Source organism: Streptomyces sp. P3, from assembly GCF_003032475.1.
Lineage (GTDB): Bacteria > Actinomycetota > Actinomycetes > Streptomycetales > Streptomycetaceae > Streptomyces.
The window spans coordinates 9,150,125-9,168,140 of sequence record NZ_CP028369.1 but is presented as its reverse complement, the minus strand read 5'-3'; the positions used below and the strand labels follow the sequence as shown (position 1 = coordinate 9,168,140).

Below are 18,016 nucleotides of genomic sequence, written 5' to 3'. Positions count from 1 at the left end.
GCGCGCTCATTCGGCGACCGCCGTTCCGTTCGCCGCCGCGTGGTGCGGCGCCGCACCGCGGTCGGTGGGCTTCAACGCCCGCAGCAGTTCCTCGACCTGGCCGTCGGACAGGGCGTCGATCATGTGCTCCAAGTCTGCGGCCACCGGCTCCTGTGGCGGAATCGGCACCCGAACCCCCGGTTCGGGCTTCGTGTCAGGCACGGCTTCCGGCCGCTCGGCGAGGAGCCAGCGGGCGAGCCGGCCGATGGTGATCTGCTCGAACAGCAGCGTCGTCGGCACCCGGCCCACGTGCTCCTCCAGCGCGGTGTTCAGCTGCAGCACCACCAGGGAGTCGATGCCGTACGTCTCGAAGGTCGCGTCCGGATCGAGCTGGTCCGGCGCCATCTCCAACACGCGGGCGAAGACCCCTCGTACCAGCTCTTCGGCGGCCGCGTACCGGTCGGAGGCGGGGGCCGCCGTGTCGCTCGGGGTGCGACCGCCCGGCGGCGCCGGGGCGGTGTCCGCCCGCCCGTTGAGGGGGGCCGTGTCCCGGTGGACGACGAGGCCGTCGCTGACGGCCGCGACCAGGCTCTGGACGGCCGGACCCTCCTGCGGCAGACCGTGGGTGACGACGTGCCGGAAGCCGCAGTCGGTCATCACGTCGCGCCAGGCCGCAGCGCTCAGCAGCGGGGTGCCGGGGATCCGGTGCTCCGGGTCCTCGAAGGCCCACCAGCCGTCGGTCAACCCGAAGACCAGCGTCATCGCGTGATCGGCCCAGGTCCCCTCGCTTGCGAGGAACAGCCCATTCGGCCGCAGCAGGGACTTCACGTGCTCGACGGTGCGGTGGATGCGCCGGGTCGCGTGGAAGACGTTGGTGCCCAGCACGATGTCGAACGCGCCCGGCGCGAAGCCCTGTGTCTCGGGGCCGGTCTCGATGTCGAGGACCCGGAAGTCCGTGAACGGGTGGCTGTCCGCGAACAGTTGCGAGCCGTGCCGGACGAACCCTGCGGAGACGTCGGTGTAGGTGTACTCCACCCGTCCGGCGAAGGGCGCGAGCGCGGCCAGCACGTCGCGCGTGGTGCCGCCGGTGCCGGCCCCGACCTCCAGTACCCGGATCCGCGCGCCCGGATCGGCGGCCAGCCGCTCGGCGGCGTACCGGCCCACCACGGCCGCCAGGTGTGCGCCGATCCCGTCGATGACGGCGTTGCCGCGGTAGACGGCGCCCACGGCGTCGAGCGATCCGCCGGGGAAGAGCACTTCGGTGGCGTCGGTACGGCCGGCCAGGACGTCCGGTAGCTCCCGCGTGCAGCGCAGCAGCAGGTCGGCCACGGCGGTGGTCCACGGCCGGCCGGACGGCAGCCGCCCGCGCACAGCGTCGGGGTCGGCCAGGGCGAGTCGCGCTTCCTCTTCCTCCACCACGGGCAGGACGACGATCCCGTCCCCGTCGCGGCGGACGAACCCGGCCGAGACAAGCAGTTCCAGCAGCACGCCGTACAGGCGCTCGTGGCGGTCCACCACGCCCAGTGCGCCGCGCAACTCGGCGACGGTACGGCGTTCCCCGGCGTGGCACAGGACGCCCGCTCGCTGCCACGCGGCCAGCAGCAGGACCCGGCCGAGCCGGTCCAGCGCCCGCGAGTCCTCGAGCTGCTCCCCGACCGTTCGCTGGCCGCTCTCGTCGATCCGCGGCGGCTCGACGGCGGCGGTCACGGGGAGCGGTGACGCGGGCAGCGGGCGGACGCGTACGTCCGGGTCGGCGCCGAGGCCACGAAGGATCGGCTCGGTGGCCCTGGTGGCCAGTATCTGCGGCAGTCCGGAGGCGAGGAAACGCTCCAGTGTGTCCATGCCCTCGCGGGCGCCGATCGGACGGATCCCGGCGGCCACCAGCCGACGCAGGATCTCCTCCCTCTCAGGGTCCCCGCCGGCGTGCCAGTAGCCCCAGTTCAGGACGCGCACGGGATGGCGGGCCGTGCGGGAGAGGTGGCGGGCGAGGGAGTCCGCGAAGGCACAGCCCGCCGCGTATCCCGCCTGGCCGTTGTTGCCGGCGAAGGAGACGCCGGACGAGTACAGGAGCAGGAAGTCCAATGGCTCGTCCCGCACCGCCCGGGCGAGGTTCCACGTCGTGTCGGTCTTGCCGGCCAGGGCGGTGTCCAGGGCGTGCTCGTCGAGGTCCCGCACGGGCGTGGCGCCGAGGACCATTGCGGAGTGGATGACACCGTGCAGCGCCCCGAACCGCTCCTTGGCACGGACGACGGCCTCGCGCAGGGCCACCGGATCGGTCGCGTCGCACACCAGGTGCATCACCTCCCCGCCGGAGCGCTCGATCTCGGCGATCCGCGCCGCTTGCCGCGCGTTGGGAGCGGTGCGGCCGAGGAGGACGAGCCGCGCCCGGCGGGTGCGGGCCAGGTGGTGCGCGGTGTCGAGGCCGATGGCGCCCAGGCCGCCGAGGATGAGATACACGCCTTGGTCGCGGAAGCGGATGCCGCTTTCGGCCGGCGCGGGCAGGTCGACGGGTTCGAGGTGCAGGGTGCGGCGCACTCCGCCGCGCAGCGACACCGCGCGGACGCGGCCGGCGAACGGTTCTGTGACGACCTGCGCGGCGAGGTCGGCGGCCTCGTCGCCCCGCAGGTCGACGTACGCGGTCCGCAGCGCGGGGTACTCCTTGTCCAGCACGGAGCAGTAGCCCCATAGCCCGGCCGACCAGGGCCGCGACGGCTCGTCCTCGCACAGCGGCAGGGCGCCCACGGTGACGACCTTCAGGCAGGACTCCGCTCCCCGTAGCGGTAGGCCCCGGACGAGGCGGTGGAGGGCCACGACCTCCGCGCGGGCCGCAGCGGCCGGCGCCGTGCCCTGTTCGGTGATCTCTTCGGTACCGGCGAGGAAGTACACCAGGTCCGGGACGGGCTGCCCGGTGGCCACGGGTGTGGCCGTGTCGTCGGCCGACCGCCACAGATGGCGGACCACGTCGCCCAGGTCCCGGTGCTCCCGGCCGAGCGTGAGGGCCAGGTCCCGCGCCGACTCGGGAGCACTGAGCAGGACGGTCCGCCCGCCGGTGGGAGTGTGGCCGGGCAGCGGGGCGGTCAGTGGGGCGGGCGCCCAGCGCGGCCGGTACGCGAACGAGTCACGCGCCGCGTCCGTCTCCTCGCCGCGCTCCACGGGAACCGGGCGGCAGGCCACGTCGCAAAAGCGCACACAGACCTGGCCGGTGTCGTCCAGGAGCGCGACGTCGTATCGGTGTCCACCCAGCGCGATCACATGCGCCCAGCCGTCGGCCGGCACCTGCCGCAGCAGGTGTACCTCGTCGGCGGAGAAGGGCATCAGGACACCGTCGTCGGGTCCGAGCAGACCGGCGAGGGTGTGCAGCGCGGCGTCCGCCATGCCCGGGTGCAGGGCGTGCCGTCCGCCGGGAGCGCGGTGGGCCGACGGCAGGCTGAGCCGGGCCAGCGCCTCTCCGTCGCCCGTCCACAGCCGCTCGACGATCCGGAAGTAGGGGCCGTAGCCCAGCCCGCGTCCCGCGAGATCGGCGTACAGCTCGTCGCCGGTTCGGGCAGCCCGGCAGCGTTCCCGGACGGCCTGGACGGACACACGCGCGCCGTCCGGCGAGTCCGGCTCGGCCAGGACGCCCTCGGAGTGCAGGACGTCGCCGCCGTGGATCTCGTAGCGTACGGCCTCGCCGTCCTGCCGGGTGCTCAGGACCAGTTCGGCCGCGGTGGCGTCGACGACGACGGGCGTGCGCCAGCGCACGTCGCGCAGTGCGCGGGGCGGGCCGGGCAGCTCGGAGAACACCAGGTCGAGGTGGGCGACTCCGGGCAGGACGCTCCGGCCGCGCACCAGGTGGTCGCGCAGGACCGGGTCGGCAGGGTCCAGGGTGCGTCGGCGCACGCCCGGTTCACCGGGGGAACGCGCGGGGCCCACGGCGGGACGAACCCTTTCAACGGTTTCCCCGGCGGAGCCCGCCGGTTCGTCCCGGCGAGGGGTGAGCCAGTGCCGTCGGCGCTCGAACGGGTAGGTCGGCAGGGTGATCCTGTTTGCGGTGCGGCCCCGTGCCCGCTGGAGCACGGCCGCGTCCAGGGACATCCCCGACACCCACAGTCGGCCGAGCCGGTCGAAGTCGCCCGAGGCCGCCAGGGCGTACGTCAGGTCACGCCCCTCCGCGATCCCCGTGAGCAGGTCGCTGACGGCCGCATCGGCCCTTGCCCCGCCCCGGACGACCCGGTCTCCGGCCTCGTCGCGGGCGAACGCCTCCAGGACGTCCACCGTCTCGTCGAGGCCGTACACGGTGACCGCCAGCCTTTCGGCCATGGCCTCCCGGCCCGCGAGCAGGGTGTGGGCCACGTCGGCGAGCGCGGGGGGCCGGCGGGCATCGCGTTCCCGGCGCAGGAAGGAGGCCAGCCGGGCCGCTTGGGCGCGCAGCCGGTCCTCCGTCCGGGCGGACAGCGTCAGCAGTTCGGGGCGGCCGGCGTCCGGGTCGGCGGGGCGGTCCTCGGCCCCGGCGGCGACGTACTCCTCGACGACCACGTGGGCGTTGGCGCCGCCCGCGCCGAAGGAGCTGACGGCGGCCCGGCGGGGGCCGTCGGCGGGCGCCTGCCAGTCGGCGAGTTCACGCTGCACCCGGAACGGGGAGGCGGTGAAGTCGATGACCGGGTTCAAGTCCCGTGCGTGCAGCGACGGGACGAGCTGACCGTGCCGCAACTGCAGGACCACCTTGGTGAGTCCGGCGATGCCCGCCGCGCCCTCGAGGTGGCCGATCACCGACTTGACCGAGCCGAGGGCGCAGAAACCCTGATCCTCGGTGTGGGTGCGGAACGCCCGCTCCAGCCCGGTGTGTTCGATGGGGTCGCCGAGCGCGGTGCCGGTGCCGTGCGCCTCGACGCAGCCGATCGTGCGGGCGTCGACGCCGGCCCGATGCAGGGCCTCCTCGATCAGCGCCTGCTGGGCACGCGGGTTGGGCACGGTGAGTCCGCTGGTGCGCCCGCCGTGGTTGACGACGGTCGAGCGGATCACGGCGTGGATGCGGTCGCCGTCCGCCTCGGCCTGCGACAGCCGCTTGAGCAGCACCGCGCCCACGCCCTCGCCGGGTACGTAGCCGCTGCCGCCGTCGCCGAACGACCGGCATCGGCCGTCCTTGGCGAGCATGGTCATCCGGCTGAGGTGCACGTACTTGTCCGGGTGCACCGCCACGTTCACCCCGCCCGCGATCGCCAGGCCGCACTCGCCCCGGCGGATGCTCTCGCAAGCCAGGTGCAGAGCGACCAGGGAGGAGGAGCACGCGGTGTCCACCACGAGGCTGGGGCCCCGGAAGTCCCCGAAGTACGACACGTGGTTGGCGATCGAGGAACGGTTGGCGAGGACGGTGACGGGGTTGCCCCGGAAGGACTCCTCGGCGGCGAGCACCGCGTAGTCGCCCCACATCACCCCGACGAACACGCCGACGTCACGGCCCTCGGCGCCGAAACGCGGCCGGGGCAGGGCGTCGAGCGGACACCCCGCGTCCTCCAGGGCGGACCAGGCGGTCTCCAGGAAGAGCCGCTCCTGCGGGTCCATGACCTTGGCCTGGGCAGGCGAGAGCCGGAAGAAGAGCGAGTCGAAGGCGTCGACGTCGTCGAGGAACCCGCCCCAGCGACTGTAGCTGCGGCCCGCTGCCCTGGGGTCCGGGTCGAACAGCGCGTCGGAGTCCCAACGGTCGGTCGGCACCTCGGTGACGCAGTCGCGCCCGGCGCGGAGGTTCTCCCAGAACGCGTCCAGGTCCCGGGCCTTGGGATAGCGCCCGCTAATCCCGATGATCGCGATGGGCTCGTCGGCGGTGGGGCGGAGGCCGTGACCGGCCGGGGACGGAGTGACACGGGCGGTGACGGAGGCGCGCCGGGAGGCGGGGGACGCGGCCGGAACCGGAGCAGGGGTCTGACCGGGTCCCGTCACCACCGGTCCTTCGGCCTCCCGTGACTCGTGTTCGCCGAAGCGCCGGGCCACCGTCCCGGAGTGCTCGCGTATCAGGAAGTCGGCGACCTCCTCTACGGTGCGGTACTCGAAGAACAGCGTGCCGGGCAGTCCGGGGAAGTCCCGGCCGAGCAGGGTGTTGGCCTCCATGACCATCACCGAGTCCAGCCCGTAGGAGTCGAGTTCGGTCCGTCCGTCCAGCCTGGCTGGGGCGAGCCGCAGCACACTGGCGAGGCGGGAGCGGACGTGCTCCACCACCCGGGAACGCAGGGCGCCCACGACGGGGGCGGGTTCCCCGGCCGGCCGCGGATCCGGTTCCGGTACGGCGGACTCGCGGGCGCCGGTGTCATCGATTCCGAGCGCCCGGTCGGCAGCGGCGGCGTCGGCGATGGCCGGCAGCAGCAGCGGCGCCTCGTGGGTCCAGGCCTGCTCGAACAGTTCGATGCCTTCGTCTGCGGTGAGCGGACGCATCCCGGTGGCGGCCCGGTAGCGCTCGACCTCACCGGGATCCAGCGCGGAGTCGACTCCGCCGACCGCCCACAGCGGCCAGGCGAGCGACAGGGTGCGGCCGTGCCGCCGCCCCTCGCGCACCCACCGCGCGCGGGTGTCGGCGAAAGCGTCGAGGAAGCGGTTGGCGGCGGCGTAGCTGCCGGCGCCGAAGTCGCCGAGCTCGGCGGAGACGGACGAGAAGAGCACGAAGAGCTCGAGAGGTTCGTCCCTGGTGAGCAGGTCCAGATGGACGGTGCCACGGGTCTTGGCCGCGAGGACCGTTTCGAAGCGGGCCCGGTCGGCGCCGTGCACCGGAGTCGGGTCGAAGGTTCCGGCGGCGTGGAAGACCCCGTCGAGCCGTCCAAACCGCTGCCGGGTCTCGGCCAGGGCCCGCCGCACGTCATCGGCGTCCGCGACGTCACCGCGCACCGTCAGGACGTCGGCACCCAGCGCGGTGAGCCGGTCGACCTCGGCGCGGGCGGCGTCGGCGAGGGGGCGGCGGTTCATCAGCACCAGCCGGGCCCGGTACCGCTCGGCGAGGTGGCGGGCGAAGACCAGGCCGATGCCTCCGCTTCCGCCGGTGATGAGGTAGACCCCGCGCTCCCGCAGAGGGACGGCGCCGGCCCCGGTCGCCGGCCCTGACGCCGCCCGGCGCGCCACGCGCTCCAGGCGTCGGCCGTCGGCGTCACAGCGGAGTTCGGCCGTCCGCCGCGCGGGGCCGGCCGCGAACTCGGCCGCCACCGTGCGGGCGAGTTCCCCGGCCGACGGGACGGGAGCGTCGTGGCGTACCGCGCGGAACCACAGTCGCGGCCGTCCGCCCTCGGCGGCCCGGGCCAGGCCGATGAGGGTCTCCTGTTCGGGGCGCCCGGTGTGCGCGTACAGGACGCGCAGGGTGTCGTGGCCGCCGGCGCGGGCCGCGTGGAGCAGATGCAGCAGCGGAAACAGTCCGGTGGTGAACGCGGCGTCCGGCAGGGCGTATTCATCGGTGGGACCGGGGGCGGCCAGGTCCCACAGGTGAACGACGTCCGGGGCGGGGCGGGCGCCGTGACCGGTGACGTCGGCCAGCAGGCGCCGGAAGTGGTCGGGGGCTGCGGGGTCCAGAACGTACGCGTCCGCGCCGTCGGTGCCGTAGCGGTCGCCGGGGGACACCTGGACCACCCGGGACCAGCCTCCGGTGCGGGCGAGCTGCCGGACCTGCTCGGGGTCGGGGGTGAGGGCGAGCAGAGTGTCCGCGACACGCCCGTCCGGGCCGGTGACCGTCGGCGGCAGGGCCCGGGGCTCCCATCCGAACTCGTAGAACAGCGGTTCGCCGGCCGGGGACGCGGAGGTCGCCGGGGTGGTGCTCAGGACGCGTCCGGCGAAGTCGCGGATGCGGACGGCCTCCGTCCCGTTCTCGTCGGTGATCACCACGTCGAACCGCTGTACGGCCGCGGCCCGTGCCCCGCCGCCGGCCGCAGGCACGGCGTGGGCGAGGCAGACCGGCGGGAGCGGTCCGAGGATGTCGATCTCGCCGAGGGAGAAGGGCACGACCAGGTCGTCGGCGCTCGGCGCGGTGTGCCGGTTCATCCAGTGCACGGACCGAAGCAGGCCGTCGAGCAGGGTGGGCGGCAGCACGAAGTCGCCCTGGGACAGCTCCTGTTCGGGAAGCTGCGCCTCGACCAGCACCTCGTCGGCGCCGATCCGTACCTCCCGCGTCACCTGGAAGGAAGGACCGTAGTGGAAACCGGCCCGCCGGTAGTCATCGTACGTCTCGGCGGCGCTTCGGGTGACACCGCAGCGACGGCGCGTCCCCTCGATGTCCCGTAGCGGTCCGGCGGGGGCGGGGGCCGTGGTGACGGCGGTGCCGCGTACGTGGGTGACGCGTCCGCCGTCGTCCGTCCGGCTGTACACCTCGAACGCCATGGCGGCGCCGGAGTCGGCGGAGTCCGCGCCCCCCTCGGCGCGGAGCGCGACGTAGACGTCGAGGGTGGCGGCCACGACCTCGACCGGCCGTCCCCACACCACGTCACGCAGCCGTCCGGGAGCCCGGCCGACAGCGCGTTCGACGGCGGCGCGGGTCATCTCCAGCAGCGCGGTTCCGGCCAGCAGCCGGCGTCCGGCCACCTCGTGGTCGGCGAGCAGGGCGTCGTCGCGGCGCAGGGTCGTGCGGAACCTGGTCTCCGTGAGGGTGGACTCGTTGGCGTGCAGCAGCGGGTGGAGGAACGCCGCGCCGGGTGCGGTGGCCGGGTGGGCGGTCAGGGCGTCGCCCAGCCAATACCGCTCTTCGGCGAACGGGTAGCCGGGGAGCGGGACCCGGCGCGGCGTGCGGGCGCCGGCGGGCGGGGCGACGGGGGACCCTTCGGGGTCCGCTCCGGCGACCCATCGGCCGGCCTGTGTGAGGGGATCGGCATCCGGTGCGAAGGTCCCCTGCCGTGCACCAGCGCGACCGTGCCACAAGCCGGCCGGGACGGCGGTGCCCTCGGCGAAGGCGGTCAGGGCGGCGGCGAGGGCGGCGCCTTCGTCGGTGACCACGGCCAGTCGCTGGGCCATCGGCTCGCGGCCCCACAACAGCGTGTGCGCCACATCGCCGAGGTCGACGTGGGCGGTGTGCAGGAAGCGGGCGAGGCGGCCGGCGTGGACGCGCAGCCGCTCCTCGTCCCGGGCGGACAGCACGTACAGCAGTGGACGCGCGGTGCGTTGTGCGACAGCGGCCCGGTCGGCCGCGGGGGTGGTCGCCGGCGTCTCGGAGACGACGACGTGGGCGTTGGAACCGCCCGCACCGAAGGAGCTCAGCGCGGCCCGGCGAGGTGCGTCGGCGGGGGCGGGCCAGTCGGCCCCCGCCCGCTGCACCCGAAACGGTGAGCGGGCGAAGTCGATGTTCGGGTTGGGGTGTTCGGAGTGCAGGGAGGGCACCAGTCGGCCGTGCCGCATCTGGAGCAGCACCTTGGTGAGCCCGGCGATGCCCGCGGCGGCCTCCAGATGACCGATGTTCGACTTCAGCGAGCCGATCGGACAGTACTGCGTGGCCGGGCCGTCGCCTTTTCCGCGGGCGACGTCCCGCTCGACCGCCTCGAAGGCCTTGCGCAGCCCGGTGATCTCGATCGGGTCGCCGAGCGAGGTGCCGGTGCCGTGCGCCTCGACGCAGCCCAGGTCGCGGGGGGAGACACCGGCCTGGCGCAGGGCCTGTTCGACGACGCGCTGCTGGGCGTTGGGGTTCGGGACGGTGTAGCCGTTCGTACGGCCGCCGTGGTTGACGGCGTGGCCGACGATCACACCGTGGATGTGGTCGCCGTCGGCCAGGGCACGGCGCAGCGGCTTGAGGAGCACCGCGCCTACGCCCTCGCCCGGCACGTACCCGGTGCCGCCGTCGCCGAAGGACCGGCACCGGCCGTCGGACGAGGCGAACCGGCCCTGGCTGAGGTAGACGTACTTGTGCGGGTGGAGGGAGAGGTTGACGCCACCGGCCAGGGCCAGTTCGCTCTCGCCGTCGCCGAGGCTCCGGCAGGCCAGGTGGAGCGCGGTCAGGGAGGAGGAGCACATCGTGTCGACGGCCATGCTGGGGCCGGTGAGGTTCAGTACGTACGACACCCGGTTGGCGATGGAGGCGTGCAGCGAGGCGGGCACGGGTCCCTCACCGCGCAGGACGCGCTCGGCGCCGTAGAGCTGGTACTCGGCGTACATCGCGCCGACGAAGACGGCGACGGGGCGTCCGGCGAGGTCGGCGGGCCGGTAGCCGGCGTCCTCCACCGCGTGCCACGCGGTCTGCAGGAACAGCCGCTCCTGCGGGTCCATCAGCTCGGCCTCGCGCGGCGCGATGCCGAAGAACAGCGGGTCGAACCGGTCCACGCCGTCGAGGAACGCGCCCCATTTCGTGTACGCACGGCCGGGTGCGGGCTCGCCCTCCTGGAAGTAGCGGCCGTGCTCCCAGCGCTCCGCCGGCACCTCGGTCACGCAGTCGCGGCCCTCGACCAGGTTCTGCCAGAAGGCGTCCAGGTCGGCGGCCTGGGGGTAACGGCCGCTCAGGCCGATGATGGCGACGGCGTCCTCGGGGCAGGTGTCGCGGGCGAGCCGGCCGTCACGGAGAAGGAACGCCTGCGGTTGCGCGGGCGGCGCGGCATCGGGCTCGGGCTCGGTCACGGGTGCGGGTTGCGCGGCCGGGGCGAGTTCACGCAGACGGTCCGCGTGCTCCGCGACGAAGTGGTCGGCGAGTTCGTCGAGGGTCGTGTACTCGAAGAAGAGGGTCTTGGAGAGTTCCCCGAAACTCTCCTCCAGGGCGGAGTTGAGCTTGACGATCAGCAGCGAGTCGATGCCGTAGCTGTCCAGTGGCGTGTCGGCTTCGATGCCTGCGGGGTCCAGCTTCGTCTGTGCGGCGAGCAGGGCGCGCAGCAGGTCCCGGGCGACGGCTCGCAGGTCGGGCTCTGTCGCGGACGGCGTGGCGGGCTCGGTCACGGCGTGGGCCTCCACGGCCTCGGATACGGGAGCGGGTGTCGTCGGCGCGGTCCCGGAGTCGGTGTGCGCGACGCGTACCGCGCCACCGGGCAGGGTGAGGGCGGTCTCGAAGGCGGCGAGTCCGACCGGGGTGGGCAGGGCCGCGGATCCCAGGGCCTTCTCCAGCAGGGCCGCCGAGGTGTCGTCCGGTCGCATGCCGCCGGCCTGCCACAGCGGCCAGCCGATCGACAGCGACCGGCCGCTGCGCCGTCCGTCCGCCACCAGGCGTTCGCGGACTGTCATGGCGTGGTCGAGGAAGGCATTGGCGTAGGCGTAGTCCGCCTGGCCGACGTTGCCCGAGGACGCGACGGCCGACGAGAACGTCACGAAGAAGTCCAGGGGATGACCGGCCGTCAGCCGGTCGAGGTGGACCGTGCCGTGGACCTTGGGAGCGAGTACCGTCTCCAACTCCTGTGCCGTCTTGCCGACCAGGAAGGAGTCCCGCAGCACCCCGGCCGCGTGGATCACGCCGTGCAGCGTGCCGTGCTCGGCGGTCACCGCCGACACGATCCCCCGCACGTCCTCCTCCCGGCCGACGTCGGCCCGCAGGTGACGGACCGTCGCGCCGGAGGCGGCCAACGCCTCGATCCGCTCGCCCGCGGACCCGTCGGGGGCGCTGCGGCTCACCAGGACGAGACGGGCCCGCACCCGGGCGGCGAGGTGCTCGGCGAGCAGCAGCCCGAGCCCTCCGGTACCGCCGGTGATCAGATACACACCGTGCTCGCGCAGGGGTGATTCGGCCGGTCCGGCGTCGGCCAATGTCGCGACGGCCCGGTCCCGGCGGGCCAGGCGGATGCCCGCCACGTACCGGATCTCGGGCTCCCGCCCGGTGCCGGCTCCGAACTCTCGCACAAGGAGTGGCAGTTGGGTGGCGAGGGCGTCGGCTGCCACGCCAACCGCCCGGTAGGCGAGGGCGGGGTTCTCCAGCCGGGCGGTGCGGGCGAAGGCGGCGACCGCGGCGTAGGCAGGCACGGCTTCGCCGCCGGCGTCCAGCGGGTGGAGGAAGAGCAGCCGCACCGGCCGGACGGGACGCCGGGCCAGCAGGGCTTTGGTGAGGTGGAACAGGGAGCCGATGCCGGTGTCGAGCCGACCGGCGCCGAAGGCGTCCGACGCAGCTGCCGTGAGGCTCCAGGCGTGCAGGATCCGGCCCGGGGCGATCCCGTCGGCGTCCAGAGCTGTCAGGAGGTCGGCGAGGGAGGAGGGTCGGGCGGCGTCCACTTCGTACGTGTGACGGTCGACGCGGCGGAATCCGGTGCCCGGCAGCGCCAGTACGACCGGGGTGTCCCGGTCACCGCGGTCCCGCAGCTCCCGGCCCAGGGCCTCGCGGCAAGCATCCGCCTCGGCGAGGAGCAAGACGGGACCGGTGCCTATGTCGTCGGCGTCGACGGGGAGGAGCGCGGGAGTCCAACGGGCGCGCAGGAAGGCCGTCGCCGGCTCCGGTTGTGGGGGTGGCGGCGAGGCGGCGGGTACGCGGCGCAGCACGAGGTCCGTCACCCGGACGGCGACCGTGCCGTCCTCCTTGACCAACTGCAGGTCCAGATGGGCGACTTGGTCGCGCCGGGTGCCGCGCTCCGAGCGGTTCACCCGCACGGCGCACCGCCGACCGGGGTCGGCCATGAGCCGCAGCTCGCCGATCCCCATCGGTAGATATCCGCTCCCGTCCGCCTCGTCCGAGGCCGCGAGCAGACACACCGCTGCCTGGAGCGCCCCGTCCAGCAGGGCCGGGTGGAGCAGCAGTGTGCCGGGGCCGGCGAAACCGCCGGCGGCCAGCGAGGTCTCGGCGGACGCGGGCACCTCGATCTCGGCGACGGCCTCCTCCCCCGCGCGGTGGGCCAGGCCCCGGAGCGCGCGCAGGCTCGGGCCGTGGACCAGCCCGCGCCGCCGAAGCAACGCGTAGCAGGCGTCGGGGGCGAGCCGGGTCGTGCAGCGTTCGCCGACCTCGTCGAGGTCGGCGTGCTCCGGGCGGGGCGGGGTGCCGTCCGCGACGAACTCGCCGGTCGCGTAGGCCGGTTCGCCGGCTTCGGCCGCCGACCCGCTGTCGGCGGTCACGGTGAAGCGCAGGACGGCCGTGTCCCGGGGCTCGAGCGTGATCCGTACGGTACGAGGGTCGCCACGGAAGGAGAGCTTGCGGTTGAAGCCGACGTTCCGGAGCGACCCGGTCCGTGCTCCCGTCGCCGACTCGCCCGCCGCGCGGGCCAGTTCGAGGTGGACGGCCGCGGGCAACACGTGAACGCCGTGCACGACGTGGTCGGCGAGGTACGTCTCGTCCCCGCTCAGGACGATCTCCTCGCGAGCCGGGACCGACACCGGCACCGGAACCGGATCGGGCTCCGGCTGCGCCTCCGGCGCGCTCGGGGCGGCCGACGCGACTGGCTCCAGCCAATAGCGCCGCCCCTCGAACGGATACGTCGGCAGGGGCACCCGGTGCCGCCGCTCCCCACGGTAGAACCCCGCCCAGTCGACCTCCGCACCGGCCAGCCAGGCCTCCCGCAGGGCGGCCTGCGGAGAGGTACGGCCGTCCGCCGTGAGGACGACCCCGGCGTGGGCGGTGCCGAGATCGCCGTACGGCAGGACGCGCGGACCAGGTTCGGGGCGGGCCCCCCGCTCCAGCGCGGCGAGGGCCTGCCCGAGGGAATGCCTGCCGGTGAGGCAACCGGCGACGAGTTCCCCGACGCCTTCGGCGTAATAGGTCTCGGGGAGCAGACCCCAGTCCTGCCAGAGGCCGGCCAGGGCGTACTGGAGGGCGAAAGCCCGCCCCGGCGCCCCGAGCCGCAGGGCTCCGGCGGCGGTGCACGCCTCGTATGCCTCGGCGAACGCCTGCTCCTCGGCCCATCGCACAGCCGAGGTCGCGAGTGCGTCGGGGTCCGTCGTATCGATCCCCGGGAGGGCGAACTCGACGGCGGGCGGGGTGAGTCCGGCGCGCCGTGTGTGCGCACCGTGTCCGGAGGTGTCCTCCAGCAGGCGTACGGCGTCGTCGGCGTCCCGGCACAGCAGTGCGCGCCGGTGGCGGTGGGCGGTGCGCCCGACGGCGAGCGTGTGGGCGACGTCCGCGAGCGGTACGTCGGGGTCCGAGCGCAGGTGCGCGGCGAGGCGGGCGGTGGCGTGGTCGAGGGCGGACGGCGTGGCGGCCGACAGCAGCAGCAGTTGCTCGGGGCGCGAGGGGCCGGACGGCTCGCGTTCGGGTGCCTGCTCCAGGACCGCGTGGGCGTTGGTCCCTCCGACACCGAAGGAACTGATGCCGGCCCGCAGCGGCCCCTCCTCCACCGTCCACGACCGCAGCCGCGTGGCGACACGGAACGGCGATTTCCCGAACTCGATGGCGGGGTTGGGGCGTTCGTAGTTGATGCTGGGCACGATGGTTCGGTGGCGCAGCATCAGCGCTACCTTGATGAGACCGGCAACACCCGCCGCAGCGTCCAGGTGACCGATGTTGGGCTTCACCGTGCCGATGGCGCAGTAGCCGGTGGCTTCGGTGGTGCGGCGGAAGGCGCGGGTGAGGGCGTCGACCTCGACGGGGTCGCCGAGCCTGGTGCCCGTGCCGTGCGCCTCGACGTAGCTGATGGCTCTGGCGCCGACGCCGGCGGCGGCCTGGGCGCGGGCGATCACCTCGGCTTGGCCGTGGCCCGAGGGCGCGGCGTAACTCACCTTCTGCGCACCGTCGTTGTTGGTGGCCGTGCCGAGGACCACGGCGTGCACGGTGTCGCCATCCCGTACGGCGTCGGACAGCCGTTTCAGGACGACCACGCCGGCGCCGTTGCCGAAGACCGTGCCGCTCGCGTCGGCATCGAAGGCGCGGATGTGCCCGTCGGCCGACAGGATCGTGCCCTGTTCGTACAGGTGGCCCTGTGCCTGGGGCGCGCGCAGCGCCACACCGCCGGCGAGCACGAGATCCAGTTCACCGCCGCGCAGCGCCTGGCAGGCCAGGTGGACGGCGACCAGTGAGGTGGAGCAGGCGGTCTGGACGGTGTAGCTGGCGCCGGTCAGGTTCAGCTTGTAGGCGACGCGGGTGGCCAGGTAGTCCTTGTCGTTGGCGAACGTGACGCTGAAGGACTGGGAGGTGGACGTCCGGTCCGTGGCACCGAGGACGTTGTTGTGGAGATAGGTGTTGGGGGCGGCGCCGCCGAAGACGCCCACGGATCCGGGCGGACGGCCGGCGTCATACCCGGCGTGCTCCAGCGCGGCGTGGCAGGTCTGCAGGAACAACCGGTGCTGCGGATCGGTCAGTTCGGCCTCGGCCGGGGTCATGCCGAAGAAGGGGGCGTCGAACAGCTCTCCCCCGGACAGCGCGCCGTACGCCTTCACATAGCGCGGGTCGTGAATGAGGGAGGCGGGGACGTTGGCGGCGGCGAGCTCCTCGTCGCTGAAGCGCGCTATCGCCTCCCGGCCGCCGGTCAGCAGATTCCAGTACTCGTCGAGGTCGCCGGCGCCGGGGAGGTGGGCTGCCATGCCGATGACGGCGAAGGCATCGCGGTCTGTTCCTGTGCCGCCGTCGGTGTTCGTTCCCGTGCCGGAAGTCTCTGCCGCTCTCTCCGGTACGGGGGCCTCGCCTGCCCGGCGGCGCTGTTCGTCCGCGAGGTGGCGGGAGAGGCCGCGCGGTTCCGGGTGGTCGAAGACCAGGGTGTGAGGCAGCCGCAGGCCCGTGTCCCGCGCCAGTCGGTCCCTGAGTTCCACCGCGAGGGCGGAGGTGAATCCGAGGGCGCCCAGCGAGCGGGCCGCCCAGTCAGGGGCCACGGTCTCCGGTGCGTCCACGCCGAGGAGCGCGGCGACATGGGCGCCGACCAGCTCAAGGAGTTCGCGATCGGTCGCGGCTGATGAACCGTCGGCGGTCGCCGCGCGCCGGGGAGCGGCGGCCTCGACCTCGGCCTCGGGCGCGGCGTCGCCTTCGGAGTCGGCGGTGTCCGCGGTGCCGGCCCGCCGGTTCCGGCCGAACGGCTCGGCCCCCTCCACCGCCGCACCGCGCACGTACAGTTCGGACAGCATGGCCAGCAGCGTGCGCTGGCCTCGCTGTCCGCGTCGCAGGGAGCCGACGGCGATCGCCTCGACGTCGACTCCGGCCGCCTCCAGGACGCCGTTCACCCCCATCACCAGGACGGGGTGGGGACTGATCTCGACGAAAACCCGGTAACCGTCCTCGACCTGGGCACGGACGGCGCTCTCGAACTCCACGCGGTCCCGCAGGCTCCGGCACCAGTAGGCGGCGCCGAGCTGGGTGCCCCGCAGCAGTGCACCGGTGACGGAGGAACGGAACGGGATGGTCGTCGGCCGCGCCTCGACGGAGGCCAGGTCGCGCATCATGCGGTCGGTGATGCGGTCGACGTGCGCCGAGTGCGCGGCCAGGGGCACCCCGGCCACGCGGGCCGAGGCGCCGTCGGACTGGACGTCCTCGACGAACCTGCGCACCTCGTCCCGGTCACCGGAGACGAGCACCCAGTCCGGGCCGTTCACCGCGGCCAGCTCCACCCGGCCCCCATAGGCGGCGAGACGCTCCCGCACCGCCTCGGGCGGCAGCTCCACCGAGGCCATGGCGCCCACGCCGGCGATGGTCTGTTGGATCCTGCTCGCCCGCGCGGACACCAGGGCGGCGTCCTGGAGCGACAACGCGCCGCTGACGTATCCGGCGACCATGTCGCCGATGCTGTGCCCGATCACAGCGTCCGGGCGCACGCCCCAGGAGCGCCACAACGCCGTGAGTGACGCCATGACCGTGAAGAGGGCCGGTTGGGCCACGTCCACCCGGTCCAGCGAGGCCGCGCCCGGCCGGTCGCGCAGCACGTCCGTCAGGGACCAGTCGAGGTGCGGTGCGAAGGCTTCGGCGCACCGCTCCGCCTCCGCCCGGAACGCGGGGCTGGACTCGAACAGGTCCGCGGCCATGCCCTGCCACTGGGAGCCGTGGCCCGGGTACACGAACACGATCCGCCCGTCCGTCACCGACGTGGTGCCGCGCACGACGCCGGCGTCGGGGCGGCCGGACGCGACGGCGGTGAGTCCGCGCAGGAAGTCCTGCGGCCGGCGGCCCAGCACCACGGCGCGGTGCGGGTGCCCGGGCTGGGCGGCGGTCCGGGCGGCGTCCGGCAGCCCGGACGGGCCATGGGAGAACCGCGCGGGAGCGCGCTCGACCAGATCCGCCAGCTCGCTGGCCTGCTGGGCGAGTGCCGTCGCGGTCGGAGCCGACAGCGGCCAGGGCCACTCCGGCTCGTCGGCGACGGTCGTCTCGGTGGCATCGGCCTGCCGACCGGACTCCACAGCCCCGTGCGCCCGGTTGAGCGCCGGCAGTCTGACGCGTCGCCGCCGCTCGCCCTCGTACACCGCCGTCCAGTCGACCTCCGCGCCCGCGAGCCACGCCTTCCGCAGCGCTTCGAGGGGAGTGTCGGTATCGGGCCGCAGGACGAGGGGGTCGTCGGGGAAGTCCATGTCGCGTTCCAGGGGCTCCACCGTGAAGCGTGCCCTGCGTCGGCGGCCCTCGCCGGAGTCCGGCACACCGTGCGGGGAGTCGAGCAGGGCGACAGCCCGGCCCAGGGCGAGCGACTCCGCGGCCACCTCGGCGGCGAGTCGACCTATTCCGGTCGCGTACACGGTTCGAGGAGACAGTCCCCATCGCATCCAGAGGCGGAGCGTGGCATACGCGAAGGCGAAGACAGCTCCGGCATGACCGTGGTCCAGGGCGCCCGCGCGACGGCAGGCCGCGTGGTGGCGTGCGAAGCCCGGGTGGACCCGCGCCGCCTCGGCAGCCAGCCGCTCGGCGTCCGGGATGTCAGCGGGCAGGACGAACACGAGCGGCTGCCCCGGGCTGGGGGCGCCGTCGCATCCGGCCCCAGCCGACAACTGCTCCAGCGATCGTGCGGCCTGCTGCGCGTCCCGGCTCACGACTGCGACTCGGTACGGGCGAGCCTTCCTCGCCACGGCCAGGGTGTAGGCGGCGTCGGGGAAGCCGTCCGCCTGCAGCCGCCGCAGCCGGGCCGCGGTCTCGGCGGTCGCCCTGTCCAGTGCCACGGCGGTGCCTGCGGACACGACGAGGAGGTATTCGCGGCCTCCGGCCGCTGCGACGGTCGTGGACACAGCCCAGCTCTCCCCACGTCATGGACGGTCCGGCACCGTTACCGGCCCACAAATGTTTGCGCTTTCAAGATTCATCGCGAATGCGGCGGCC

1 protein-coding gene is annotated in these 18,016 nt (G+C 74.0%); it reads right to left on the bottom strand.

The window, feature by feature from the left end; genetic code table 11:
* Positions 1–6: 6 nt before the first annotated feature.
* On the bottom strand, positions 7–17,925 hold the full coding sequence (locus C6376_RS40800) for a type I polyketide synthase (RefSeq protein WP_107448232.1): 17,919 nt from the start codon (positions 17,923–17,925) through the stop codon (positions 7–9).
* Positions 17,926–18,016: the final 91 nt, after the last annotated feature.